Source organism: Streptomyces sp. NPDC055099 (genome assembly GCF_053607685.1).
On record NZ_JBSGUA010000017.1, the window covers coordinates 49,049 to 74,685 of the forward strand.

The 25,637-nt window shown below is 70.3% G+C and carries 21 protein-coding genes and 1 pseudogene; 16 read left to right on the top strand and 6 right to left on the bottom strand.

The features are described from left to right. Nucleotides 1–111: 111 nt before the first annotated feature. Nucleotides 112–357: pseudogene (locus ACWFRU_RS33510) on the bottom strand (AzlC family ABC transporter permease); the annotation flags it as partial. 114 nt (nucleotides 358–471) lie between these two features. Here ACWFRU_RS33510 and ACWFRU_RS33515 point away from each other — a divergent pair. Then, entirely contained in the window at nucleotides 472–1,053 is a 582-nt protein-coding gene (locus ACWFRU_RS33515) for a helix-turn-helix domain-containing protein (protein ID WP_453691896.1), read from the top strand. An 89-nt stretch (nucleotides 1,054–1,142) separates the two neighbouring features. Here ACWFRU_RS33515 and ACWFRU_RS33520 read toward each other — a convergent pair whose 3' ends face one another. Beyond that, nucleotides 1,143–2,051, bottom strand: coding sequence for a MurR/RpiR family transcriptional regulator (locus ACWFRU_RS33520; RefSeq protein WP_453691897.1), 909 nt, complete (start codon nucleotides 2,049–2,051; stop codon nucleotides 1,143–1,145). Nucleotides 2,052–2,160: 109 nt separating this feature from the next. On the opposite strand from ACWFRU_RS33520, the gene ACWFRU_RS33525 reads away from it, so the two are divergent. Genes ACWFRU_RS33525 through ACWFRU_RS33550 form a run of 6 tightly spaced genes read left to right on the top strand, consistent with a single transcriptional unit; the run spans nucleotide 2,161 to nucleotide 8,603 of the window. Next, nucleotides 2,161–3,312: a C45 family autoproteolytic acyltransferase/hydolase gene (locus tag ACWFRU_RS33525; RefSeq protein WP_453691898.1), complete on the top strand. Its 1,152-nt coding sequence runs from the start codon at nucleotides 2,161–2,163 to the stop codon at nucleotides 3,310–3,312. Continuing rightward, on the top strand, nucleotides 3,309–5,009 hold the full coding sequence (locus ACWFRU_RS33530; RefSeq protein ID WP_453691899.1) for an ABC transporter substrate-binding protein: 1,701 nt from the start codon (nucleotides 3,309–3,311) through the stop codon (nucleotides 5,007–5,009). Before ACWFRU_RS33525 ends, ACWFRU_RS33530 begins: the two co-directional genes overlap by 4 nt. A gap of 9 nt (nucleotides 5,010–5,018) precedes the next feature. Next, a complete protein-coding gene (locus tag ACWFRU_RS33535) occupies nucleotides 5,019–5,966 on the top strand; it encodes an ABC transporter permease (RefSeq protein ID WP_453692016.1) in 948 nt (315 codons plus the stop codon). Beyond that, a complete protein-coding gene (locus ACWFRU_RS33540; protein ID WP_453691900.1) occupies nucleotides 5,966–6,811 on the top strand; it encodes an ABC transporter permease in 846 nt (281 codons plus the stop codon). The genes ACWFRU_RS33535 and ACWFRU_RS33540 overlap by 1 nt, the downstream gene beginning before the upstream one ends. A gap of 2 nt (nucleotides 6,812–6,813) precedes the next feature. Further along, entirely contained in the window at nucleotides 6,814–7,806 is a 993-nt protein-coding gene (locus ACWFRU_RS33545; protein WP_453691901.1) for an ABC transporter ATP-binding protein, read from the top strand. Next, nucleotides 7,806–8,603 carry an ABC transporter ATP-binding protein gene (locus ACWFRU_RS33550; protein WP_453691902.1) on the top strand — a complete coding sequence of 266 codons (798 nt, stop codon included), beginning with the start codon at nucleotides 7,806–7,808 and terminating at the stop codon, nucleotides 8,601–8,603. The genes ACWFRU_RS33545 and ACWFRU_RS33550 overlap by 1 nt, the downstream gene beginning before the upstream one ends. 224 nt (nucleotides 8,604–8,827) lie before the next feature. Here the strand turns inward: ACWFRU_RS33550 and ACWFRU_RS33555 are convergent, their stop codons facing one another. Continuing rightward, nucleotides 8,828–9,031: a cold-shock protein gene (locus ACWFRU_RS33555; RefSeq protein WP_006138897.1), complete on the bottom strand. Its 204-nt coding sequence runs from the start codon at nucleotides 9,029–9,031 to the stop codon at nucleotides 8,828–8,830. Between the two features lie 335 nt (nucleotides 9,032–9,366). Here ACWFRU_RS33555 and ACWFRU_RS33560 point away from each other — a divergent pair, with 335 nt between their 5' ends. After that, on the top strand, nucleotides 9,367–10,251 hold the full coding sequence (locus tag ACWFRU_RS33560) for a menaquinone biosynthetic enzyme MqnA/MqnD family protein (RefSeq protein ID WP_453692017.1): 885 nt from the start codon (nucleotides 9,367–9,369) through the stop codon (nucleotides 10,249–10,251). A gap of 103 nt (nucleotides 10,252–10,354) precedes the next feature. After that, nucleotides 10,355–12,043 carry a serine/threonine-protein kinase gene (locus tag ACWFRU_RS33565; RefSeq protein ID WP_453691903.1) on the top strand — a complete coding sequence of 563 codons (1,689 nt, stop codon included), beginning with the start codon at nucleotides 10,355–10,357 and terminating at the stop codon, nucleotides 12,041–12,043. Between the two features lie 45 nt (nucleotides 12,044–12,088). Here ACWFRU_RS33565 and ACWFRU_RS33570 read toward each other — a convergent pair whose 3' ends face one another. Next, nucleotides 12,089–16,798, bottom strand: coding sequence for an FtsK/SpoIIIE domain-containing protein (locus ACWFRU_RS33570; protein WP_453691904.1), 4,710 nt, complete (start codon nucleotides 16,796–16,798; stop codon nucleotides 12,089–12,091). 333 nt (nucleotides 16,799–17,131) lie between these two features. Here ACWFRU_RS33570 and ACWFRU_RS33575 point away from each other — a divergent pair, with 333 nt between their 5' ends. The 7 genes from ACWFRU_RS33575 (at nucleotide 17,132) to ACWFRU_RS33605 (ending at nucleotide 21,846) form a co-directional block, all read left to right on the top strand. After that, complete coding sequence (locus ACWFRU_RS33575; protein WP_190085684.1) at nucleotides 17,132–17,434, top strand: WXG100 family type VII secretion target; 303 nt, start codon at nucleotides 17,132–17,134, stop codon at nucleotides 17,432–17,434. Between the two features lie 144 nt (nucleotides 17,435–17,578). Then, a complete protein-coding gene (locus tag ACWFRU_RS33580) occupies nucleotides 17,579–17,902 on the top strand; it encodes a hypothetical protein (protein ID WP_451219820.1) in 324 nt (107 codons plus the stop codon). A 3-nt stretch (nucleotides 17,903–17,905) separates the two neighbouring features. Next, nucleotides 17,906–19,294, top strand: a complete 1,389-nt coding sequence (locus tag ACWFRU_RS33585) for a hypothetical protein (RefSeq protein WP_453691905.1) — start codon at nucleotides 17,906–17,908, stop codon at nucleotides 19,292–19,294. A 56-nt stretch (nucleotides 19,295–19,350) separates the two neighbouring features. Further along, the gene (locus tag ACWFRU_RS33590) at nucleotides 19,351–20,022 is read left to right on the top strand and encodes a hypothetical protein (RefSeq protein ID WP_453691906.1); all 672 of its coding nucleotides are present in this window, start codon (nucleotides 19,351–19,353) and stop codon (nucleotides 20,020–20,022) included. Between the two features lie 23 nt (nucleotides 20,023–20,045). Further along, nucleotides 20,046–20,672, top strand: coding sequence for a hypothetical protein (locus ACWFRU_RS33595; RefSeq protein WP_453691907.1), 627 nt, complete (start codon nucleotides 20,046–20,048; stop codon nucleotides 20,670–20,672). Between the two features lie 2 nt (nucleotides 20,673–20,674). Further along, entirely contained in the window at nucleotides 20,675–21,280 is a 606-nt protein-coding gene (locus ACWFRU_RS33600; protein WP_453691908.1) for a hypothetical protein, read from the top strand. A gap of 44 nt (nucleotides 21,281–21,324) precedes the next feature. After that, nucleotides 21,325–21,846: a hypothetical protein gene (locus tag ACWFRU_RS33605; RefSeq protein WP_453691909.1), complete on the top strand. Its 522-nt coding sequence runs from the start codon at nucleotides 21,325–21,327 to the stop codon at nucleotides 21,844–21,846. Between the two features lie 73 nt (nucleotides 21,847–21,919). Here ACWFRU_RS33605 and ACWFRU_RS33610 read toward each other — a convergent pair whose 3' ends face one another. Then, a complete protein-coding gene (locus ACWFRU_RS33610) occupies nucleotides 21,920–23,347 on the bottom strand; it encodes a hypothetical protein (RefSeq protein WP_453691910.1) in 1,428 nt (475 codons plus the stop codon). Then, nucleotides 23,337–25,637: a hypothetical protein gene (locus ACWFRU_RS33615; protein ID WP_453691911.1), complete on the bottom strand. Its 2,301-nt coding sequence runs from the start codon at nucleotides 25,635–25,637 to the stop codon at nucleotides 23,337–23,339. Before ACWFRU_RS33615 ends, ACWFRU_RS33610 begins: the two co-directional genes overlap by 11 nt.

Sequence of the window (25,637 nt, forward strand, 5' to 3'; positions counted from 1 at the left end):
TTTTTTTTTTATACGCCCCCGCCCCGGGGGGGGGGGCCCGGCCGGCCTCCGGGGCGGGGGGGGGGGGGGGCCCCGCGGGGGGGGGGGGGGGGGGCCCCCGGGCCCCCCCCCCGCCGCGAGAATGCCGACCGCGCTGAACTGGGCGGAGCCCGCGTACACGAGCAGCGACATCAGCACCGGCACCCAGACCGGCAGGCCGCCCGCGACGGCGATCGCGCCGAAGGAGACGCCGACGACGGCGTCGGCCAGCCAGACGAGGGCGATGTCGCGCAGGACGCCGCGGGGAAGGTGGGAGAGCCGTACGAAACCGTCGCTCGTTCGGTCGGGTGGGTCATCTGTTCGGTGTGGCGAACGCATACGTCGTAGGATGGCCACAGCGGAATATGTTCGTCAAGGCGAACGATAGGTCCGCCAAAGCGAACGACGCGCGGACCCAAAGACGAGGGAGCGGCACGACATGGCGGGTACGGCATGACTGACGGCAAGGGCGGCGGAACACCCCGTTCCCGGCTGCCCCGCGAGTGGGTGGCGGCCGCGTTGCGCCGGGAGCGGGCCAAGGCGGGGCTCTCTCTCTCCGAGCTGGCCAAGCGCGCGGGGGTCGCGAAGTCGACGCTGTCGCAGCTGGAGGCGGCCACGGGCAACCCCGGCATCGAGACGCTGTGGGCCCTGGCGGTGGCGCTCGGGGTGCCCTTCAGCGTGCTGGTGGAGTCGCCCGCGCCGGAGGTGACGGTGATCAGGGCGGGGCAGGGCCCGACGATGCACGCCGAGCGCGCCTCGTACACGGGGACGCTGCTGTCGGCGGGCCCGGCGGGTATGCGGCGCGACATCTACCACGGGGCGATGGAACCGGGTTCCGCCCGGGAGTCCGACCCGCACATCCCCGGCTCCATGGAACACCTGGTGATCAGCACGGGCCGCCTCTTGGCGGGCCCCCGCGACGAACAGGTGGAGCTGTCGGCGGGCGACTACATGTCCTACCGGGGGGACGTCCCCCACGCGTACGAGGCCTTGGAACCAGGCACGACGTTCGTCCTGATCATGCAACACACGTAAACCTCGACCGCGCCCCAAGGGGGGCGCCCCATAGGGGCGCGGGGAACGGCGCGACCAGCCACGACGGCGCCGCAGTCGAAAACCCGCCCCTAGGCCCCCTTCCGAGGCCTAGAGGTCAGCAACTGCTCGCGCAAGGCCGTCAGTTGATGCGAGGTCTCCACAGCAAGCCCCTCATCCAACGTGGCCAGCGCCAGCAACAACGCATCGGCCACCACCAACGCGGTCAACGCCTCCGTAGTGATGCCGGTAGGCGTATGCGGCGCCGTCAGCACCGCGTCCACCCGCGACCCGTACAGCTCGGCCAACTCATCCGTGACCAGGACGACCCGCGCCCCCACCGCCCGCGCCCGCTCTATCAGCACCGTCAGCTCGGCCAACGCACGCCCCGGCTGGAAGATCACCACGGCGTCGCCCTGCCGCACGGCGAGCAGATGGTCGGCGAGGGCGAAGCCCGTGTCCCCGAAGTAGCGGGCCCGGCGGCCGATCCTGCCGAGCGCCAACGCCAGGTGCCGCGCGGCCAGTTCGGACGCCGCGATGCCGTAGCAGTGGATCTCCGGTGCCTCGGCGAGGAAGCCCACCGCGTCCCGCAGCGCCTCGCCCGGCGTCAGGCGCCGCGCGTGCTCGATGCGCTCCTGGGCCTCGTCGAAGACATCGCCCCAGATGTCGTCCAGGTCCCGCCCCACGTGCGCGATGCGCTGCCGCAGCCGCACCTCCGGCGGCACCGCCGAGGTGAAGTCCGATGCCAGTTCCCGCTTGAGCGCGGGCAGCCCCGCGTATCCGAGGCGCTGCATGGCGCGGACCACCGTCGCGTTGCTGGTCCCGCTCGCCGCGCCCAGCTCCTGCGCGCTCGCGAAGAGCAGCGACTCGGCGGGCGCGCTCACCACGTACTGGGCGACGGCCCGCTCGGACGTCGAGAGGGTCTCCCACTGGTCGCGCACGGCCGCCCGCAGCCGCGCGAGTCCCGCGCCGGACCCCGCCTGATCCTCTGAAATTTCCATTACAGCTATTGACTCTCGTGTGATGGCCGTTACTCTCCTGGGCAACGCATTCCAAAGGGAGAGCATCTCGTAACCAACGTTACAGGAGCTCTCCGTCGCGAGGAGAACAATGGCACTGCCCCTCATCGAGATATCCGGCACCCCGGCCGGCCGCGGCCGTCAGTACGGCGAAGCCGTCCGCCCGCAACTGCACGCCGCCCTCGCCTACTACGAGGAGGCGTTCGGCCAGTCGTCCGGCCTGACCTGGGACCAGGTCACCGCCCGCGCCACCCGCTGGCTGGAGCCGGTCCGCGACTACGCTCCCCACCTCCTGGAGGAGATGAGCGGGATCGCCGAGGGCGCCGGAGTGACCCTCCCCGACATCCTCGCGCTCAACGCCCGAGGCGAGGTCATCTACGACCGCTCGTTCGCCGACATGCGGGCCAAGGAGACGGAGGCCGACGAGGAACCCGCCGACGGCTGCACCTCCTTCGCCGCCTACGGAGAGGCCAGCGGCGACGGCCACGTATGGGCCGGGCAGAACTGGGACTGGCGGGCCGGGGTCGCCGACACCGTCGTCATGCTGCGCATCGTCCAGCCCCCGCACCCCACCCTGATCATGCAGGTCGAGGCGGGCCAGATCGGGCGCCAGGGCGCCAACTCGGCGGGCATCGCCCTGAACGCGAACGGCCTCGGCGGGCGCTTCAACGACGCCATCGGCCTCCCGCAGACCGTCGTACGCCGCAGTGTCCTGGACCAGCACACCATCACCGACGCAATCGACGTGCTCTGCCGCACCCGCGCGCACATCGCGTCCAACGCCCTGCTGACCTGCCGCGAGGGTTTCGCCGTCGACCTGGAGACGACCCCGGCCGGGCACGGCTGGATGTATCCCACCGACGGACTCCTCGTGCACGGCAACCACTACCAGGCGGGCGTCCCCGCCGCCATCGCCGCGCACTACCGCCCCATGTCATCGGATTCGCTGGTCCGCGTCCCCCGCGCCGAACAGGGCCTCGGCGCCCTGCGCTCCTCCACCGGCGCCGACGAGTCCCGCAAGATCATCAAGCAGGCCATGTCCGACCACCTCGGCCACCCCGAGTCGCTCTGCACCCACCCCGACCCGCGCAGTCCCGAGGTCAAGCACTGGGCCACGCTCGTCTCCTCCTGTGTCGACCTGACAGTCGGCGACTACCACGTCACCGCCGGCACCCCCTGCGACCGCGACTACCAGCACATGCCCTGGAACCTCTACGACGGCCCGTACGGAGACAACAGATGACGACGACCAGGACGACCAGGACGATCACGACGAACAGTGCGACCCGTGCGACCAGGACCACCCCGAAGCGTCCGCTGGTCGCCGGTCTCGCCACCGCCACGCTCCTCGCGGTCGCCGGTTGCAGCGGCGCCGACACGGCCGCCACCGGAGGCAAGCCCGCCGACGCCGCCAAGCTGAAGCTGAGCGCGACGACCGCCGCCGCCAAGGGGACTCTGGACAAGGCGAATTGGCTCCTCGAGGACGAGCCGGACTCGCTCGACCTCGACACCCAGGGCACGAGCGCGGGCCGCGTCGTCCTCACCAACGTCTGCGAGCGGCTCTACCAACTGCAGCCCGACATGACGACGAAGCCCTTCCTCGCCGAGAAGGTCCGTACGCCCGACGACAAGACGCTCGTCCTGAGCGTGCGCGACGGCGTCACCTTCCACGACGGCTCGAAGCTGACCGCCGACGACGTGCTGTGGTCGCTGAAGCGGCACGCCGATCCGGACATGGAGCAGGCCGACGAGTTCGGCAACGTCAAGTCGATGAAGAAGACCGGCGACCGCGAGATCACCATTCGGTTCAAGGAACCCGACGCGCTCTTCACCAAGGCGCTCGCGGGCGACGCGGGAATCGTCTGGAACAAGGAGCAAGTGACCGACGCGGGCGAGGACTTCGGCACGCCGGGCCAGGGCGACGCGTGCAGCGGCCCGTACAAGCTCAAGGGCTGGAAGTCCGGCGACTCGATCACCATCGAGGCGTACGACGGCTACTGGGGCACGAAGCCGCTCACCCGGCAGGTCACCTTCCGCTGGGCCTCCGACAGCGCGCTGGTCAACGCCCTGAAGACGGGCGCCGCCGACGGGACGTACGCCGAATCCCCGAACACCGCGTCCGCCCTGCGCACCACCAAGGGCCTCGACCAGCACTACGGCCCTTCCACCGCGTCCCTCGTGCTCATCCCGACGGCCCGGGGCGGCCTGAAGGACCCGCAGATCCGGCGGGCCCTGTCCCTCGCGATCGACCGGACGGGCATCGCGAAGTCCGGATACGGCGGCCTCGTCCAGCCGTGGGCCACCCCGGTCGGCTCCGGCGCCTGGGGGTATGAGAAGCCCGCGTTCGAGGCCGCGCAGAAGAAGCTGGCGGCCGCGGCCCCCGCCACCCCCACCGCCGAGGACCTCGCCGAGGCCAAGGAGCTGGTGAAGGAGGCGGGAGCTCCGGCAGGACCCATCGTGATCGGCACCGACAGCAGCCAGGGCCGGACGGTCGTCGCGAACGCGGTGCGTTCCGCGCTCCAGCGCATCGGGCTCAAGGGGCAGATCAAGACCGTGCCGACGGCCCAGTTCGAGGAGTTCTACAGCGATCCGTCCGCACGGGCCGACATCGACGTGCTGGTCGGCGACTGGTACATCTCCAAGGCCGACCCCATGGGCTTCTACGACAACGGCCTCTCCGACTCCTCCAACAACTGGGTCGGCTTCAAGGACGCGACGTACGACAAGAAGGTCCACCAGGCGCTGAGCACCCTGGACGACGCGAAGCGGGCCGAGCTCGCGATCGACGTGCAGCAGCGGTTCGTGGACGCGGGCGTCTGGATCTCGGTCGCGCAGGTCCCGACGGCGCTCGTCGTCTCCGACAAGCTGACGGGCCCCCCGGCGTCGCAGGCCTACCTCTACTACCCGTGGGCCGCCGAACTCGGCCTGAAGAAGGGCTAGGTGAGCGTCGTGCTCGCTCGGATCTCACGTCGGCTCGCGGGTCTCGTCGCGACCCTCTTCGCCGCCTCGTTCGTCATCTTCGCCGCCGTGTACGCGGCGCCGGGCGACCCCGCGGTCTTCCTCGCGGGCGGCCGGGACAAGCTCACGCCGGAACGCCTGGCCCAGGTGCGCGCGCAGTACCACCTGGACGAACCGCTGGTCGTCCAGTACGGCCGCTGGCTGTGGGACTGCGTCCACTTCGACCTGGGGCGCTCCTTCAAGTACAGCGACCAGGTGGCCGACCTGGTGACGGCCCGCTTCCCTACCACGCTCCAACTGGTCGCCTACGCGACGGTGTTGTTCGTCGTCCTCGGCGTCGGGGCCGGAATCCTGGCCGCGGTCAAGCGCTCCACGTGGGTGGACTCCGCGGTCGTGGGCGGTACGACACTCGCGGCCTCGGTCCCCTCGTTCGTGGCGGCCATCGCCCTGGTCTCGCTGTTCGGCGTGCAGCTGGGGTGGTTCCCGGTCTCGGGCTCGGGAGAGGGCTTCGGCGGCACCCTGAACCACCTGACGCTGCCGGCCCTGTCCCTGGCGCTCGGGGCCCTCGCCATCATCAGCCGGGTCACCCGGCAGGCGATGGCGGACGCCTCCGCGTCCGACTACGTGGAGGCGGCGCGCGCGTCCGGCGTCCCGGAACGGGACATCATCCGGCGCCACGTCCTGCGCAACGCGCTCGGGCCGATCATCACGATGTGCGGCCTCGTCATGGCGGGCATGCTCGCGGGCACGGTGGTCGTGGAGACGGCGTTCGGCATCAGCGGCATCGGCTCGCTCCTCGTGGGCGCCATCAACACCCATGACTTCCCGGTGGCACAGGCGGTCCTGCTGCTCATGGTCACCGGCTACATCGTGGTGACGACGCTGGTGGACGTGGTGCACCCACTGCTCGACCCACGCGTGAAGGAGGCCCGTTCCTGATGGCTGCCGCCGCAGTTGCTCTCGCGCCCTTGGCCGTACGCCGCCGACGCCCCATAGGGGTGATGGTGGCCGCCGGCCTCCTCGTCCTCGTCGTCCTGGCGGCACTGTTCGCACCGCTCCTCGCACCCTACGCCCCGGACGCGATCGACCTCTCGGCGTCCCTGGCCGGAACATCGGGGGACCACCTCCTCGGCACCGACTCGTCGGGCCAGGACCTGCTGTCACGTGCCCTGTACGGAGCCCGCACGAGCCTGATCGCGCCGATCCTGCTCCTGGCCGTCGCAGCCGTGCTCGGCGTCACGCTCGGCGTGCTCGCCGCATGGCGCGGGGGCTGGGTGGACGCGCTGGTCTCACGGATCACGGACGTGATGTACGCGTTCCCGGGCCTGCTGTTCACCGTCCTGATCATCGCGGTCTTCGGCGCCGGGATGACGACGTCCGTACTGGCCCTCGGCCTCGCCTTCACCCCGACGATCGCCAAGTACGTGCGCTCACTGGCCCTTTCGGAGTCCCGCAAGCCGTACGTCGACGCCTACCGGGTGCAGGGAATGGGCGGCGCGCGCATCTGCGTCGCGCACCTGGTCCCGAACCTGGGCCGCGCGATCCTCGGCTACCTGGTCGTCCTCTTCGGCGAGGCACTCATGTCCCTCGCGACCCTCTCCTACCTCGGCTTCGGCGCCCAACCGCCGTCATCGGACTGGGGCTTGATGGTGCAGGAGGGACAGGCGGCCGTGGTCCAGGGCGCGCTGCTCCCGGCACTCGTCCCCGGCACGGCCGTCGCCCTGGTCGTCGTGTCCTTCAACGTGGTCGGGGTCTGGGCCGCCGACCGGCTAGGAAGGCAGTGACCATGCTGCTCGATGTCGAAGATCTCACCCTGCGGGTGCCCGGAGCGGCCAGACCGCTCCTCGAATCGGTGTCCCTCACCGTCCGGCCCGGCGAAGTCGTCGGCCTGGTCGGCGAGTCGGGCTCGGGCAAGTCGACCACGGCGAAGGCGGCGCTCGGCCTCCTTCCGGCGGACGCGACGACCTCGGGCTCCGTCCGGGTGAACGGCACTGAAGTCCTCACCCTCAAGGGCGAGGCCCTGCGGACCCACCGCGCGCGGACCGTGGCCATGGTCCACCAGGACCCCCGTGCCGCACTCAACCCGGTGCGACGCATCGGCGACTTCCTGACCGAGCGGGGCGCGACCCGGGAACAGGCGGTCGAACTCCTCGCCACGGTCGGCCTGTCGGACCCCGCCCACCGCGTACGCCAGCGCCCGCACGAACTCTCCGGCGGCATGCTGCAACGCGTGGTCATCGCGGGCGCGCTCGCCGCGGAGCCGAGCCTGCTCCTCGCGGACGAGGCGACCAGCGCCTTGGACGTCACGACGCAGGCGGAGATCCTCGCCCTCCTGCGCCAACTGCGGGCCACCCGGGACCTGGGCCTCCTCTTCATCACCCACGACCTGCACCTGGCGGCCGCGTACTGCGACCGCGTGTACGTCATGTACGCGGGCCGCGTGGTGGAACAGCGCTCTGCGAAGGCCCTGTTCGACACCCCGGCCCACCCCTACACGCGGGGCCTGCTCTCCTGCTCGCCCACCCTGGGCGACACGTCCCACACCCTCCACCCGATCCCGGGCCGCCCACCCTCCCTCTCGGACACCTTCCCGGGCTGCCCGTTCGTGTCGCGCTGCGGGGACGTGGAGGAGGGGTGCGAGACGTGGTCGCCGGAGCAGTTCGGGCTGGAGGACGGGGGAACGGTGGCTTGTTCCGTTGTGGGCAGGCGTTCCGCAGGGCGGAACGGGTGGGCACAACCCAAGATGCCGAGTACCGATTCGACCGAGGTGAGCCACTGATGCCACACAATCTGCTGACGGTGGACAGCCTCAGCAAGAGCTATCCGCTGCCGGGCGGCGGCCGCCACCAGGCGGCCGAGAACGTGACGTTCACGGTGGAGAAGGGCGGCTCCACAGGAATCGTGGGCGAATCAGGCTCAGGCAAGACAACGGTCGCCCGCATGCTGGTGGGCCTGGCCCGCCAGGACTCCGGCACGGTGACGGTGGAAGGCCGCCCCCGCGAGCCCCGTACGCCCCGGAAGCGAGCCGCACGCCTGGCCAGGGCCAGGGAGATCCAGATGGTCTTCCAGGACCCCTACCTCTCCCTGGACCCCCGCCTCACCTCCGCCCAGTGCCTCCGCACGGCCCTGCGTCTGCACGGCAGGGACGAAACCCTGGCGGCAGGCCTCCTGGACCAGGTGGGCCTCGGCACCCGCGAGGCCGGCGCCCGCCCCCGCGAACTCTCCGGCGGCCAGCGCCAACGCCTGGCCATCGCGCGGGCGCTGGCGGTGGACCCGCAGGTGCTCGTCCTGGACGAGGCGGTGGCAGCACTGGACGTGTCGATCCAGGCCCAGATCCTCCAGCTCCTCGCCGACATCCGCCGGGACACCGGGGTGGCCCTGGTCTTCGTCAGCCACGACCTGGCAGTGGTCCAGCACATCACGGACGAGGTCCTGGTGATGCGCAGAGGCAAGGTGGTGGAACAGGGTCCCACGACGCGAGTCCTCACGGCACCAGAGGCCCCCTACACGGAACGCCTCCTGGCCTCAGTCCCCAGGGAGGGCTGGAACCCGTCGGACGCGACGGCGCTGACGTAAGGAGCGCCCCGCCAGGGGCGCGGGGAACTGCGCGCCCAGCCACCCGGGCCGGCAGGAGAAAAGAAGCCCCAGCCAAGGAACCAGAGCCCAGGGCCCAGGGGCCAGAAAAAGGCAGGAGCCCCGCCTTCCGCTTTCGCGGGAGGCAGGGCTCCTTGGGTACTGCTATCCATGTCCGGATCAAGTCACCGGAACTGTCACACGCCCCACGCGAATGGGGCGCCCCACTACATGGGGGTGACGTTCTCCGCCTGCGGACCCTTCGGGCCCTGCGTGACGTCGAAGCTCACGGCCTGGTTCTCCTCAAGGGAGCGGAAGCCGTTTGCGTTGATCGCGGAGTAGTGGACGAAGACGTCGGGGCCTCCGCCTTCCTGGGCGATGAATCCAAAGCCCTTTTCGGCGTTGAACCACTTCACGGTTCCGGTAGCCATAAGCCCTCCTTGGGCCAAAGGGTTGCCCTGCTCCAGAACCTGCGATTGTTGAAACAACTGCATAAGTCTGAAAAGACAAGAGCCCGCGGGTCACATGCTCCGCAGGCTCTGTACTGCAAGGGAAACCAAACTGCAACTTGCGGCGAGCTTAGCACGCAGGCAGCCGAAAGCAATAGGGGGCAAGATCACGTCACCCGGATGTTTGACGGACCCCCCAGAGGGGTTGACGGGCCAGGTCGAAAGCTCTTGACAAGAACGGGATCGGGGCCCCGCTTTCTGCACCGTACCGCAAGGGGGCTAGCCTCCCCGATGTGGACAATTCTCCCGTTGACGCCATCGCCGGGGAGGGCTCAGATCAGCTCCCCGGTCACCGCCGCACCCCCCGGCCGCGCGTCGGTCACATTCAGTTCCTGAACTGCATGCCTCTGTACTGGGGGCTCGCGCGGACCGGCACACTGCTCGACTTCGAGCTCACGAAGGACACCCCCGAGAAGCTCAGCGAGCAGTTGGTGCGGGGCGATCTCGATATCGCGCCCGTGACCCTCGTCGAGTTCCTCAAGAACGCCGACGACCTCGTCGCTTTCCCCGATCTCGCGGTCGGCTGCGACGGCCCGGTGATGTCGTGCGTGATCGTCTCGCAGGTACCGCTGGACCAGCTGGACGGGGCGAGGGTCGCGCTCGGCTCGACCTCGCGCACCTCCGTGCGCCTGGCGCAGCTGCTGCTCGCCGAGCAGCACGGCGTGCGCCCCGACTACTACACGTGTCCGCCCGACCTCGGCGTGATGATGCAGGAGGCGGACGCGGCCGTGCTCATCGGGGACGCGGCGCTGCGGGCCAACCTGATCGACGGCCCGCGGCTCGGTCTCGACGTATACGACCTGGGTCAGATGTGGAAGGACTGGACGGGGCTGCCGTTCGTCTTCGCGGTGTGGGCGGCGCGCAAGGACTACGCGGAGCGCGAGCCGGACGTGGTGCGTGCGGTGCACAAGGCGTTCCTGTCCTCGCGTGATCTCTCACTCGAGGAGGTCGGCAAGGTCTCCGAGCAGGCCGCGCGCTGGGAGGCCTTCGACGCGGGGGTCCTGGAGAAGTACTTCACGACGCTCGACTTCCGGTTCGGCAGCGAGCAGTTGGAGGGCGTCGCGGAGTTCGCGCGCCGGGTGGGCGACACGACCGGGTTCCCCGCGGACGTACGGGTGGAGCTGCTGGGCGCCCAGCAATAGCGGGCGGGTTCCACGGGCGGGCCCGCGGACTACCCTGAGCTGCAGACAATGCGCGCGGCTCGGTGGCCGCGGCCGTGCGGCGCGTCCGGGGGAGGCCTTCGTCATGCACCCGCTCGATCCCGGTGAACCGACCGTCATCGGGCCCTACCGACTGCTCGGCCGCCTCGGCTCGGGCGGCATGGGCCGGGTCTACCTGGGTCGCAGCTCGGGCGGCCGTACGGTCGCGGTGAAGGTCGTCCATCCGCACTTCGCGCTCGACGAGGAGTTCCGCGCCCGCTTCCGGCGCGAGGTGGCGGCGGCGCGGCGGGTGGGCGGCGACTGGACCGCGCCGGTCCTGGACGCGGATCCGGAGGGGGCGGTGCCGTGGGTGGCCACGGGCTACGCGGCGGGTCCCTCGCTCGCGGAGGCCGTACGCGACCAGTCCGCGCTCCCGGACCATTCCGTACGCGTACTGGTGGCGGGGTTGGCCGAGGCGCTCGCCCACGTACACGGTCTGGGTCTGGTCCACCGTGACGTGAAGCCGTCGAACGTCATGCTCACGATGGACGGGCCCCGGCTCATCGACTTCGGCATCGCACGGGCGACGGACGGCACGGCCTCGCTCACGTCGACGGGGGTCTCCGTCGGTTCGCCCGGTTACATGTCGCCGGAGCAGATCCTCGGCAAGGGGGTGGCCGGGGCGGCGGACGTCTTCTCGCTGGGGGCGGTCCTGGTGTTCGCGGCGACGGGGGCGTCACCGTTCCCGGGTGACTCGTCCGCCTCGCTGCTCTACAAGGTCGTGCACGAGGAGCCGGAACTCGGCCCGCTGACAGGGGAGCTGCGGGACATCGCCCGCCAGTGCCTGGCCAAGGACCCGGGGGCGCGCCCCGCGCCGGAGGAGATCGCACGGCGGCTCGCGCCTTCGGGTGTGGCGGGTCTGGTGGCGGCCGGCTGGCTGCCGGGCCCGCTGGTCGAGCGGGTCAGCAGGAGTGCGGTGCGGCTCCTCGACCTGGAGACGGAGGGCGCCGGGGTCGCGGAACAGCAGTCGGGCCCGGTGCCGTTCGGCCCCCCGAGCACACCGGCGCCGACACACGGTTTCGGCCCCCCGGACCCGAGTTACGGAAATTTCCCATCCCCATCCCCACCCCCATCCCCGACCCCACCCCCATACGTCCCCACGGAGACGTCCACCCCAACGCCCTCGGGGCCGCCGGGCAGGGTGACCGTCTCGGTCGCCGCGACGTCCACGCCGAACGGTGCCGACGGGCGGGGCCGCAAGGTCAGTTGCACGCTGGTCCTGGGTGTGGCGGGCGCGCTCGCCGCGGTGACGGTCGGTTCGGTCTTCGTCTTCGGCCTGCTCCCGGGCGGCGACAACGACAGATCCAGCGACGCGGGAGGCCAGCCCCCGGCCGCGACCGCGAGCGAGCAGCCCGGCGACGGCAGCGCGGACCAAGGGGCCGACGAGGTCCCCGCGTCCTACCGCGGCACCTGGGAAGGCCAGGCGGTGGCGGCGAACGGCGCCGTCCCGATGGGCACGTTCAGCCTGAAGGTGGAACGAGGCAAGGTCGGCGAGCGCTTCGCCGTCATGACGCAGACGGACCAGCTGGGCGGGAAGTGCGCAGTGGACCTGACCCTGAAGTCGGTGACGGCCAAGGAGCTCGTGGCCGAGGGCCAGGGCCAGGCGAAGAGCGCAGCCCAGTGCACGAAGAACCCCCACACGGTCCGCCTACGCCCCAAGGGCACCACCCTCCTCTACCTCTCCGAGAACGAGAAGTCGGGCAACCCCGAGGCCACCCTCACCCGCCAGGACTGACGGGCGGCCGTCCACGCGGGCCGCCGCCCGTCAGTCCTGCTGCCGTCACATCGGCGTAGTAACAGTGACCGGCTCCCCGCTGCCCGTGTGGAGGAGGCCCTTGCCCGGGGCGATGGGGCCGCCGACCATGCTTCGGGTCGTGCGGATGCCGATGAGTTCGCCGCTCGATGAGTCCTGGGGGGAGAGCAGGATGCCTCGGCGGCCCTTCTTCGCCTCCACCTGCCAGCCGGAGAAGCCGCCGCAGACCTCCTCCTCGTCGCCGCCGATGATGAGGCCGAGGCCTCGCTCGGAGCCGCGCTGGACCAGGCGCTTGAACTCGCGTTCGGCGTCGCAGTCCTCCAGGACCTCGCCGTCGTCGATGATCCAGATGATCGGGTCCTCGGGCGTCGCGGACTCCACGACCTCCTTGAAGTCGTCGCTCTCGATGTCGTCGTCCGTGAAGACCTTCAGGATGCCTTCCTGGCCTTCGAGTTCGCGCAGTGGTGACGGGCGCGGGGCGGCGATGACCAGGCGTACGCCCTGGGTCATGTAGGAGCGGGCCAGGTTCATCAGTGTCGTGCTGCGGCCCGACTTGGCCGGGCCCGCCACGACGAAGGTCGGCACGCCCTGTGCGAGGTCGGGGCCGAAGCCCATGATGTCGTCGCCGCCGATGCCCGCGAGCGCCCAGAGCTTGGAGCGCGAGGCCTCCGGGTCCCGCATCTCCCACGCGTCGGCGAAGTTGATGCGGCTGGGCAGGCTGTCGACGCGGAACGGCTTGCGGGCGCGCGGCACGTCCGCGTCCCGGACGGCCGCCGCCTCGCCGATCGCGGTGAGCGCCGCGGCCTGGCCCTGGCCCGTGGAATCCTCGGCGAGGAGGGCGAACTGCGTCTCCGTGCCGTGCTCGTTCTTGAAGCCGCGGCCCGGCGGAATCTCTTCCGGCACCTTGCGCGCGTTCATGCCGAGCATCGAGAAGTCGGAGCGGTCGGCGAGCCGCAGGCCGTACTTGTCCTCGGTGAGCGAGGCCATGCGGCCGATGAGGACCTGGCGGTCACCGGTGATGACCAGGTGGATGCCGACGCTCGCGCCCTCGCGCATCATCGCCTGCAGCTCGTCGGTCAGCTCACCGTGGTCGTACTCACCGAGGGTCGGCAGCCAGCCCTCCCAGCGGTCGAGCAGCACGACGATGTGCGCGAGCCGCTCCTCCTCGGGCACGGCCGCCCGCTGCTCGCCGATGTCGGCGAAGCCCTTGTCGGCAAGGAGGTCCTGGCGGCGCGTCACCTCACCCTTGAGGCGGGTGATGAGGCGCACCGCGCGCTCGGTCTGGTTACGGCTGACGACGGCGCCGCAGTGCGGAAGCCGGGTCAGCGCGTTGAGCGCGCCGTTGCCGCAGTCAATGCCGTAGAGGTGGACGTCGGCGGACGAGTGCGTGCGGGCGATGGAGCCCGCGATCGTACGGAGGATCTGCGAGCGGCCACTGCGCGGGGCGCCGCCGATGAGCAGATGCCCGAAGGACTGGAAGTCCACGGCCACCGGGCGGCGCGCCTGGTCGGAGGGGATGTCCTCCAGACCGAACGGCGCGGGCGCGAGCGCGCCCGGCTTGTCGCTCGCGGCGGGCCGCGGGATCTCGTCGAGCTGGAGCGTCTCGGAGAGCGCGGGCAGCCACGGGCTGTGCTGCGCGGGAATCCCCATCGTCGCGTTCGCGTCCCGCACGGCGTCCACGAGGACCTTGAGGTCGGTGATCTCCTCCTCCTCGCGCGCCTCCGCCTTGGGCTTCACGAGCGCGGCACGGCCGAGGTCCTCCCACCCGAGCCGGCCCGCCCACGGCGCGAGCAGCGCCGGGTCGGTGGCGCCGGGCCTGCGGCCACCGACGCGCCCCGACTGGAAGGGGACGAGCGAGGCGTGACCGAGGCGGACGTAGGCGCGGCCGGGCGTGCTCTTGGCGATGTGTCCTGCCGCCGGGTCGTCGATGACGTCGGCGGACTCGGCGCCGTCCGTCACACGCAGGGCGATACGGAGGTTGGTGTTGGCGCGGATCTCGGGCGACACGACACCGGAGGGCCGCTGCGTGGCGAGCAGCAGGTGGATGCCGAGCGAACGGCCACGCTGGGCGATGTTGACCAGACCCGTCACGAAGTCGGGCAGGTCACGCACCATGGAGGCGAACTCGTCGATGACGATGAGGAGCCGGGGCACGGGCGGGTGCGAGGGATCGCGGCGCACCAGGTCCTGGTAGTCCTCGATGTCCTTCGCGTCGGCCGCCGCCAGGATGTGCTCGCGCCGCTTGAGCTCGGCGCCCAGCGACTCCAGGGCGCGCTCCACGAGGTGCGCGTCGAGGTCGGTGACCATGCCCACCGTGTGCGGCAGCTTCACGCAGTCCTTGAACGCGGAGCCACCCTTGTAGTCCACGAGGACGAAGGTCATGTTCTCGGGGGTGTTGGCCACCGCGAGCGCCGCCACGATGGTCTGAAGCAGCTCCGACTTACCGGAACCGGTCGTACCGGCGATCAGGCCGTGCGGCCCGTCACGCCGCATGTCGATGCCGAAGGGCCCGTCGTACGACTCACCGATGACGGCCATCGTCGACTGGCCGCTCACCTGCCAGCGCGCGGTGATCTGCTCGGCCGTCGGCGGCTCCAGCTGGAGCACGTCGAGCAGCCGGCTCGACGCCGGGAGCGCCGAGTCCTCGGTCTCGCCGCTGATGTCGCGCAGCGGCGAGAGCGCCCGGGCGAGCCGCCCGCACCAGGCGGGGGACACGAAGTCGGGGCGTACAAAACGGATGCGGGCGGCGTCGGTCCGCTCGACGCGCAGCCGCAGTTCGAGGGGCTTGTCGGCGCCCTGCTCGCCGTCGTCGGCACTCTGGTGCCAGGCCTGGAAGGAGGGGAAACCGCCGGGAGTCGCCGGGACGGGCTCCGGGGCCGACGCGGTGGGCCTGGCCGGCAGGCTGATCTCCTCCGGCCGCGGCTCGGCGACCACGACGGCCTGGCACTCGCCGGGCAGGAACCGCTCCTCGTCGTCGAGGCAGAGCGCGTACATCGACACGGCGGGGCCCTCGCGCAGCAGCTTCACCACACCGGGCATGGACCGCAGCCGCCGGGAGCCGTCCCACACCACGACGATGTCGGGGTCACCGAAGGAGGCCGCGCCGCCCCGGTTGTTCTCCTTGGCGGCCTTCTGGCGGGCGGCGAGTATCTGGGTCAGCTCACCGATGCGGGAGCCGACGGTCTCGGCGTCCGTCCCGATCAGTACGTTGGCGTCCTGCGCGCCGCCGGGCCGCGCGTGCGGCAGCCAGCGCGTCCAGTCCCAGGTCTCGCGCGCCGAGTTCTCGGTCAGGACGTAGAACTGGACGTCGAGCGGGCTGTGCAGGACCGCGGTCTGCGCGACGGCCCAGCGGCCGAGCGCCTGCGCGGAGTCGCCGGGTCCGGCCATGCCGATCACGCCGAGGTCGCGCAGCGAGAGCGCGACGGGCGCGTCCTCGATCTTCCAGGTGACCTCACGCTTGTGGTCGTCCTGCTCGGGGTCGTCGAGGACGACCTCGGAGTCGATCCGCCCGGTGCCGACGCGGATCAGCAGATGGTCCCCGTCGGTCCGCCGCCGCTCCCACAGCCGCGTACGGGGGCCGGTGCTGAGGGAGAGGATGCCCGCCGGGCTGAGGATGGCCTGCCGCTTGTCGAGCCGCTCGGCGACGAGGGCGTCCTGGGCGTCCTTCTCGATCCGCGCCTTGTGTTCGTTGTACTCCTTGACCTGCTTGGCATGGGACTTGCGCCCGTGCTTCTTGTCCATGAAGTAGTTGCCGAACAGGATCAGCGGGCTGAGCAGCGCCATGATCAGGTAGTACCAGCGCCCGAAGATCATCACGGATACGACGGCACCGACGAGCGGCGTGAGCGCCATCAGCCAGGGCAGCGGGCGCGCCTCGAAATCGCGTACCGGACTGGGCAGCCTGAATTTCGTCTGACGCTCGGGGGGACGGAGTCGGGGCGGCCGGTTGTAATCAAGTCCGGCGCCGTCCTCGGACCACTTCAGAGCGGCATTGGGCGGCGTATAGCGGTCGAGTTCGAAAAGGGTGTTGCCGACCGCGATCTGCGCACCGAGCGGCCATTCCCCTTTCTTCCACGTATTCCCTGCCGAATTACTCTCGTCGCCGCCGTCTTCGCTGTCGGCGGAGTCGCGCTTTTTCTTCTTCTTGCCCGGCTTGTTGCTCTTCTCGTTCTTCTCGGCCTCTTCTTCGAGTTCGTCGTACTTCTTGCCGTCGAGGGTCACGCCGCCTTTGTCACCATGTACGGCGACTTGGCAGGTGCCATCGGTTGCAACTGACAACGTCAGGGCGCGCGAGGGCAGTTCCGGGTCATCGACGCGGATGTACGAGGCGGGCCCGCTGCCGATGTCGTAGCGCCCGATCCCGAGGCGGTGCACCGCGCCGGCCGAGGGGCCGCCCGCGACGCGCAGTTCGACCAGACCGGTGGGTTCGCCGGGCAGGCAGCCCGCCGGATCGTGCAGGCTGACGACGGCGCCCTCGCGCAGCGGGGAGGTCCCGATGGTCGCGGCGGCGTCGATGGGATAGCCGTCCACGAAGACGATCGGCGCCCCGCCCTGGCCGGTGCCGGGCTGGAGTTGATGCCCGCCGATGGGGATGATCTGGGCGTCGCCGCCGCCGTACCCCACCTGTGCGGCCAGCTCCTTGGCGATGTCCCCCACGGAGGACTCAGGATCGGCGTCGAGCACGACGTCGGCGTTCGCGCCGCCGAGCGGATCGACGACGGTCAGAGTCAGGCGCACGATCGTCCTCCCCTTGAGCCCCTTTTGACCGCTTCCGGAGTTGCTTTCGCAGTTGCTACCGAGGTGCGGTCACAGCGGCTGGTCCACGGTGTCTGTGAGGCTGTCCACAGTGCCTGTGACGATAGCCGCTCCACCCTTCTCGCAGGCAACGGGCTGTGCACCGGCTCATAGCAGAGCTGTGACTCAACCGGGGTGTGCTCACTTCTGCCCCACCCGTAAGCTGCTGACCCAAGAGCGGAAGATCGCATGAACGGCCGGACGGCCTTCGCGCGGCCCGCACGGAGGAGCCAAGGGGGATGGCCCTGCGGCGAGTTGGATTGGATGTGAAGCCACATGGCCAAAGACGCCGATATCACCTATGAGGAGATGCGGACCGCGGCGGGCAAGCTGAACGACGCCAAGGACAAGATCGACGAGAAGCTCGACGCTCTCGAGCGTTACGTCGAGAACCTGGTGAAGAACGGCTACACGACTCGCAAGGGTTCGCAGGCCTTCGAGGACTCCTTCAAGGAGTTCAAGAAGGGCGCCAAGGACACCATCGAGGGCCTCACGGGCATGGGCAAGTTCCTGACCAGCGCCGCGAAGGCGTACGAGGACCTGGACGACGACCTCGCCAAGGGCGTCAAGGGCAAGTGATCCTGCCCCTGGGGCCGGTGATCCGGTCCCAGGGCGAGCGATCCGGCCCTCGGGCAGGTGAGCAACCCGGTGCGATGGGCCGCCGCGTTACGCGGCGGCCCATCGCACCGGTCGTATGTCGGTAGTGCGATGCATGGGGGCGCTGTGGGTGGCGGTGGCGACCGGGCCAAACTGGACCTTGACGTGATCAAGGGCATGGGCACCGGGCTCAACAATGTGAAGAAGGCCTTCGACGGCCTGGAAGACCTCGGCGGTCAGTACGAGGACGACTTCGGGAACGGTGATCTCGCCGACAAGTTCGGTGATTTCGCCGACAACTGGAAGTTGAGCCGCAAAAGGCTGACGGACGAGGTCGACGCGCTCGCGCAGATCGCCAAGGCCGCCGCCGAGGCGTACGAGGACATCGACCATCAGCTGGCCGAGGCGATCCGCGGTGCGGACGACCCCAAGTCGAAGAAGAAGGGCTGACCCATGGCCGGACGCCCACGCGATTGGCACCCGGTCGCGGACAGCGACCCCATCCCCGGTGACGCCGACCGGGTCGCGAACCTGGGGAAGAAGCTCCGCAAGACCGCCGACGAGCTCGAGAAGCAGATCAGGAACATCAAGGCGGTCTCCGAGGTGGAGGCCTGGGACAGCAAGGCGGGCAAAGAGTTCCGCGAGAAGGCCCAGGGCAACGTAAAGAAGCTGGAAGCCGCCTTCAAGCGCTACGACACCGCGGCGGACGCCTTCGGCAGCGAGGTCACGGAGGTCGGCGGCAGGTTCGACGACAAGCTGCACGCCAAGCCGAAGAACTACGCGTCGGACCTGAACCGGGCCCAGGAGATGGCGGACCTGGCACTCAAGGAGGCGCAGGACGCGGACGAGCGCAAGAGCGCGAGCCAGAAGAGCCTGGACGGCCTTTCCGACAAGGACAAGGACAAGGGCGGCGGGGACGGGAAGGACGACAAGAAGAAGCTGGAGGAGGCGCGGGACGCCGCGGGCGACGAGATCGAGGCCGCCAGGAAGAAGATCGACCAGGCCAGGAAGGTCCGGGACGACGCGGCGAAGCGGGCGCGTGACGCGATCGAGGACGTCATCGCGGACGACTCCCTGAAGGACGGTTTCTGGGAGACCCTCGTCGACGACATCAAGTCGGTGACGGAGCTGATCTCCACCGTCTGCGGAATCCTTTCCCTGGTGGTCGGCTGGATTCCGGTGATCGGCCAGGCGCTGGCGGGTGTCCTGGGCGCGATAGCCATGATCGCCACGTTGATCACCACGATCTGCACCATCATCCAGGTCTTCCAGGGCAACGCCGACTGGATGGACGTGGGTCTTGCGGCGGTCGGCTTCCTGCTGATGGGCGTGGGAAAGGCCTTCTCGAAGGTGGCGGGGAAGTTCGCCAAGAACGCACTCGGCAAGATGGGCCGGGCCGGAAAGGCGCGGACCACGAAGCAGGTCACCAGGGCGAACAAGAACCTGCGCAAGCTCTCCGGCAAGAAGTTCAAGCTGGAGAAGGGCGAGGGCTGGAAGTCCCTCAAGGAGCCTTTCACCGAGCCGTTCTCCAAGGCGGCCTGGAGCAAGAATCTCAAGACCCTCAAGCCCGGCAGCGGAAACTTCGCGGCCGCCAGGAACGAACTGGCGGAGCGGGGCGGCGGAAGCGCCTTCAAGGGCATCGGGAAGTCGTTCTCCATGGCCGACCCCGGCGTCGCGTCCGACCTGAAGGCGATCAAGTCGGGAGCGGCCGGACTCGGAAACTTCGACGTCAACGCCGTGAGCCAGATCTCGAAGACGGCGACGCGCCTGGGGGTCACCGGAGCGGGCATCACGCTGGCCGGCCTCGGCCTTGACGGTAACCTCAACCCGCTCGTGGCCTGAGCCCACACCGATCGTGACGGCCTGAGTCCTCCCCACCGCACCGAAGAAGGAACGCAGTGAACACACCTGACGACGACGTCCCGGCGCTGTCCGAGGATTTCGCGGTCCGCATCGACCTCCAGCCCGGCTGGGTCGACCTGACGCTGCGCGAGGCCTCGAAGGCGGAGGCGAAGGCGCTCGCCACGAAGACCGTCAACGAGCTCAACCCGCTCTCCCTGGAGATCGAGAAGAGCGCGGTCTTCGACGACATGGCCGAGCGGGCACTCAACCTCAACGAGGACGCTCCGGCGCTCGCGGCGGCGTACTACTCCGAGAGCGGCGAGGGCCTGATCAGCCTCGTGGTCGACTCGTACGGGGACGAGGGAGTGCCGCGTCCCACGGCCGACGAGGTGCTGCCGCTGCTCCTGGAGTGGGAGAACGGCGAGGTCGTCGGGGAGCCGGAGGTGACCCGCCTGGAGCTGGCGGCGGGCCCCGCGATGCGGGTCCAGGCGACGCTGAAGATCAAGCGGATGCTGGGCCTCGGCCGGCGCATCACCGAGTTCGTGAAGTACGCGGTGTTCCCGCCCGGCATGCAGAGCCTGGTGGTCGTCACGGCGACGTGGGAGAAGATCCAGCTGACGGAGGAGAACGCGGCTCGCGTGGACGAGATCGTCCCGACGCTGAGGCTGGACCTGGTGGACGAGGACGGAAACGAGATCGACCCGAAGCCGGAACCCGGACGGACCTGAGTGAATTCGAGAGCCAGAATCCGATGAAGAACGCCAGCGAATTCACTTCGCCGCCCTCCGACTACAACGTCATCGTCCCCGACGGCTGGTTCCAGCTGCCGCTCGCGCCCGAGCACCGCGACCAGGGCATCATGGCGCTGGCGGAACAGCAGTTCCGGGGTGTGGACAACGCCCCGCACATCAAGAAGCAGTTCATGCGGGAGATGCAGCGCAAGGCCAAGGGTGCCTACGGCATCGGCGGCACCGAGCTCTACATCTCCACCCTGGCGGTCGGCCAGCTCCCGCTGGCCTCCTCGCTCCTGATCAGCATCCCGGGCCCGGACGAGTGGCCGAAGATTTCGTCTCCCGAGGAGCTGGCGGAGCACCTGGCGAGCAAGGACGGTTCCGACGAGCCGGAGGACGAGACCGCAGAGCTGGGAGTGGTGACCCTCGCGGCTGCGGGCCGCGCCGTGCGGCAGCGCCGCAGGGAGCTGTCGGACGCGTCCGCCCAGCTCGGCAGCACCCTGCCGAACACGCTCGTCACGTACTACGTCCCGATCCCCGCCACCAAGAGCTGGCTGCTCCTGAACTTCTCCACCCCCGTGGACCCGCTCGCGGACCAGATGGTGGAGCTGTTCGACGTGGTGGCAGGCACGCTGCACTGGGACTGAAGATGACGCAGAGGCGTACGCAGACACAGACACAGACGCAGACACAGACACAGACACAGACACAAGGCACCTCCCGCTTCCGCGCCCGAGACGGCTTCGGCATCGCGGCCGCCGTGCTGGTGCTCGCGGCCCTGGTGGTCGGCTTCCTTTGGGCCAAGGGCGCCTGGCGCACGGTGATCCGCGAGTCCCCGGGCCTGATCGCGGACTGGCCGGGTGGCGCGTGGGTCTTCGGAATCATGGCCGGGGTACTGGCGGTGGCCGGAGCGTGCGGCGGCTTGTGGGCGGCCGACGCGCTGCAGGGTGACGAGCCCCCGAGGCGTATCGCACGCCGCGTGGCGAAGGGCGTGTGCTGGGCACTGCCGGTGATCGTGACGGCGTACATCATCTCGGCGCTCCCGGGCCGCAACTGCGACTCCTCCAGCCCGACTTGCCGCCCGATCGACGGCGCGTTCCCGGCTCTCCTCGCCTACGTCATCACCGTCGCCGCCCTCGCCTGGTCCGCCTTCCGCGTCCGCTCGGCCCGCGAGGAACAACGCCGTGCCGCACACCAGGCGCGGCTGCGGAAGCTGCGGAAAAGGGGCAGAGGGAAGAGCCGGTCGGCGCGGTAGACGGACTGGACGCCCTGGCGGCACCGTCTCCTAGAGTGACCGGCATGTACATCTCCCCCCATGGCCTCGAAGGAAGCCGCCGTCACCGGATGGCCGTCGGCACCCTGCTGTTTCTCCTCATGCTCGTGCTGGGAGCGGGGATGACGGGCGAGGTGGTGAGGGACGGGGCCGGGACGCTCTGGCGGGTCACGTTCGCGGTGGGGGCGCTGTCGGTGTTCACGGTGGCCTGGTGGTGCGTCCGCTACTGGTACGCCGCCTTCACCCAGGGCCGCCGCGCGGAACCGGCGCCGCAGCCCAACTTCTGGCCTTGGGCGCTGCCTTACGGGTTCCTCCTCGTGGTGATGATCGTCAACGGGGTGCGCATGCTGGCCAGGGGCGACAGCGGAGGCTGGTTCATGCTCGGGTTCGCGACGCTGCTCGGGATGCCGGTTTTCGTGGCCGGAGCGACGGGGCTGTGGTCGGTGCTGCGCTCACCACGGCGAGGCGCCCCCGGCCGAAGCGGCCGGCCGACCCCCACCCCACCTGAGCCGCCGCGCCCACGGCGGGACTGGGGGCCGGTGGGCTGAGGGCTGGGCGCCGGGGTGGTGGCTGGCGGTCGGCAGCGGGGGTTGCCCCAAACTCCACCCCCCACCTCCACCCCTACCCCCGTGAAAAGTCCCCCCACCCCACCCGCGCCGCGAGCCCGCCCGGGTCTCCCTCCGTGGCCCTGAGCAGGGAGCCGTAGCCCGTGGCCGCCCATACGCTCTCGGTGGCCGGGACCTCGAAGTACGGGATCATGCGGCCCTCGTAGTCGGCCGTCAGTACCTCCGGGGCGCGGCGGGCGCGCACCGCCGCCCCGCATTCCTCGCATGTCGCCACGTGCAGTTGATCGCGGCGGCCCAGGGGGCGCCACCGGATGCGGAGGTCCGCGCGGCCGTGCAGGGGGTTGAAGAAACAGAGGGGGAGCGGCGAGGGTGTGCCGTTCGCGGGGGCCAGCGCGTCACGGCCCTCCGCGACCAGAGCGTCACGGCCCTCCGCGACCAGAGCGAGTACGCCCGCCAGGTCCGGCAGGCCACGCGCCGAATCCAGGACCTTGCCCGCAGCGGCGTAGGCATCAAGTCCGCGCTGTAGAGCGGGAGTTGAGGCCGGGTCGGCCTCGGCCGCTGCCTCGCCCAGTGCGGTGACCTCCGCCTCCGTCTGGCGGCGCAACGCCCCCTCGTCCGCCGTACGCGCCGCCGCGAACACCGCCTGGGGGAAGGCGAAGGGGGAGCCGGTCGCGCTCGGGTACCAACTCGGGTACCGGTTCGACCTGCCGCGCCCTCGGCGGCGTACGCCCACGAAGAAGAGCCCGGCGGCGGCGAGTGCGACCGCGAGAGCGATGGCGGTCGGCAGAAGCAAGGAAGAGCCGCCGCCGCCCTCCTCGTTCGCGGCCTCCGGGTCGCTGCCGGACCCGCTGCTCCCGCTCCCGCCGCTCGTGGCCTTCCCCAGATCGGCCGTGGCCTCCTCGTACGCCTTCGTGCCGTCGCCCCGCGCGATCAGCTCGATCGCCTTCTGCGTCTGCTCCGCGAGCCCCGCGTCCTTCATCTCGTCCAGGAAGCCGACAGTGCTCACCGCGTCGCCGGCCTGCTGCTTCTCGTCCGGCCACTCGAAACCGTGCAGATCGCCGGTCCACTTGTCGCCACCCGTGACGAGAATGAGCTCGCGCTGCGCGAGGCGGTCGCGTACGACCTCGGCGAAGGCATCGGCCTCCCCATCGTACGCATCGCCCTGCACCAGCGGCACCAGGGCCACCTTGATCGGCAGACCGGTCTTCTCGATCTGCCGGACGAGTTGCTTCTGGCGGGCGGGCGGTACGGAGTCGGCGTACGCGGCGTCGACGTACACCGGGGACTTGCGCAACGCGTCGGCGACTTTCTGCCCGGGACTGGGGGCGGCAGTGTCGGATGGCTGCGCCGCGGAGGGCGCGGCCGTGGCCAGCAGGACGGCGAGGATGATGAGCCCGGCTGCGGCGAGACGCTTGAGGTCGGCGAGACGCTTGAGGCCGACGACACGCTTCAGGTCGACGACACGCTTCAGGTCACTGAACACCGGCGTACTCCCGTACCTGACGGATGAGTTGAGGGATTCCATTGGTTATGGCGGGCAGCGGCCCCGCCGCCTCCTCGTACGGCACACGCCCCGAGCGGCTCGCCCCCGGCAGCGTCAGCCGGAGCGTGTAGGCGAGGTGCGGCTGCGCCTCCACCAGGACGCGGCACTCCGCACACACCGGGAGGGTCCGCAGGCGCCGGTCCTCCGGCGCGTACCGGCCGTCGCGCCACCCCGTGGCCGGGCCGTGCAGCGGATTGAGCGCACAGCAGGGCTTGTCCGCACCGACGAGCGCGCTTCGGCCGACCCGCGCGAGGATGACCGCGGCGGCGAGGTCGGCGGGCGTGGCGTCGTCGTCGACGTGGCCGTCGGGGTCGCGGTCGGCGAGGAGCGTCGCGGTGTCGAGGCAGTCCCAGACGCGGGTGCGGACGGCGGGTCGGAGCTCGCCATCCGCGTCGAACTCGCGCACGAGCGCGTCGAGTTCGTCGCGGGCAGCTTGCCGCAAGTAACCGAGGGAGGGAGCCGGCGGCGCCGTGAAGGTGAGGACGCCGTCAGGCGAAACGGTGCTGACGGGCGCCCGCCTGAGCCCCGGCACGGCAAGGCGCAACAGTCCGAGCATCGCGGCGACGACCCCGAAGAGCAGCGCCGCGGCGAACGCGCCGACCAGAAGACCCGGCCAGAAGTCACCGGAGAAGAGCGGCGAGAGCGTCTCCTCCTCGATGGGCTCGGGCGCGTCGTCCATGCCGAGGGAGGAGGTCTCGGGGTCGGCGGTACGCGGTGCCTTGTCGAGGAAGGTCAGCAGGTCGTCGAGCCGCTCGCCGAGACGGTGATCGGTGGAACGGTCGTCGTCGTCGCCGTAACGGATGGAGTCGGGGATGTCGAAGGCGACAAGATTCGCGTCGATGCGTACGTCGTAGGTGACGACGTCGATGGACCCGCCGAGGGGATCCGCGACGACGTACACGCCGTGGTCGCCCTTGGCCCCCATCTTCTGCCGCACGGCCTCCACGAAGATCTCGGTCTCGCCCCCGGACTCGTCCTCGCTGAGCTGCGGCACGAGGACGACGTGCACGGGTCCTCGGTCGAACTCACCGATACGGTCACGGAGTTCACGCCGCTGCTGGGCGTCGAGCACCTGCGGGCTCTCGGGATCGCTGTAGATGGACCCGCCGCCCTGCATCCCCTGCCTCAGCCCGGCGGCGACCCGCTCGACGCGGCTCGACAGGTCGGATGCGGTGGGCGTCGGCGAGGAGCCGGCCGTGTCCTGGCGAAAGACGAGAAACGCGGTGAGGGCGATGGCCACGGCGACGAGGAGGGCTACGCCGGCTTCGATACGGAAGGGGGTGAGGTGGCTGAAGGGTGGCCGGGGGGAGGCGGATTGCTCGCTGCCGCTGCCGGTTCCGCTCCCGCTCCCGCTCCCGCTCTTGCTGTCGCCCCCGGGGGCCGGGTTCTGCCGCTGCTGCCGCCGCAGAGGTCGACGTACGTACCGCCGTACGTATCGCCGTACATACGGACTGACTGTGAGGATCAACAGCGGTACGCCGGTGAGGGCGATGCCCGTGGCGAAGGACTGGTTGTCGCGGTCGACGGGATCGATGTGCATCTTGTCGACTTCTTCACCGGTGTCGCCGCCGTACTTCTTGCGGGCGGCCTCCGCGCGCTCGGCGGCCTTCTTGCTGCCCTGCGCGATGACGTCGGTGAACCGCTCGAAGCTGAGCAAGGGCCCGGCGTCGTACGGGAGTTCATAGAGCGCCACGGTGGACGCGTCATCGGCGGGCGCCCGCACCCCGAAGGCGGCGGCGTCGGCGACGCCCATGTCGTCGACGAGCACATAGAGCCCGTCCCGCCCCAGCCGATCATGCACGGCCGCGAGCAGCCGGTCACCGCCACTGTTCTGGCTCGGCAGCACGAGGACGTAGGTGGGCACCTTGGTCCGCTTGGCCAGCTTCTTGAACTCGGGGGCTGTGGAACGGGGAAGGTCCCGGGGGAGCTGGTCGGTGACGTGGACGGGGTCGGAACGGAGGAGGTCGGCGAGGGCGGCGGCTTGGGTGGGGGCGGGGTCGTCCTGGGAGGTGGGGGGTGCGGCGAGCGCGGGTGCGGCCCTGCCGAGAAGGAGGAGCAGGGAGAGAGCGGCGAGCAAGGCGAAGAGTCGCGGCCGCCACCTCGTCCCCGCACCCACATCCACACCGGCAACAACGTCAGCGGCCCAGCGGTCGCCGACCCAGCCGCCACCGCCCCCGCCCCCGCCCACTGCCACGTGTCCAGCCCGCACCCGCCCCACCCCGTTGCTCAT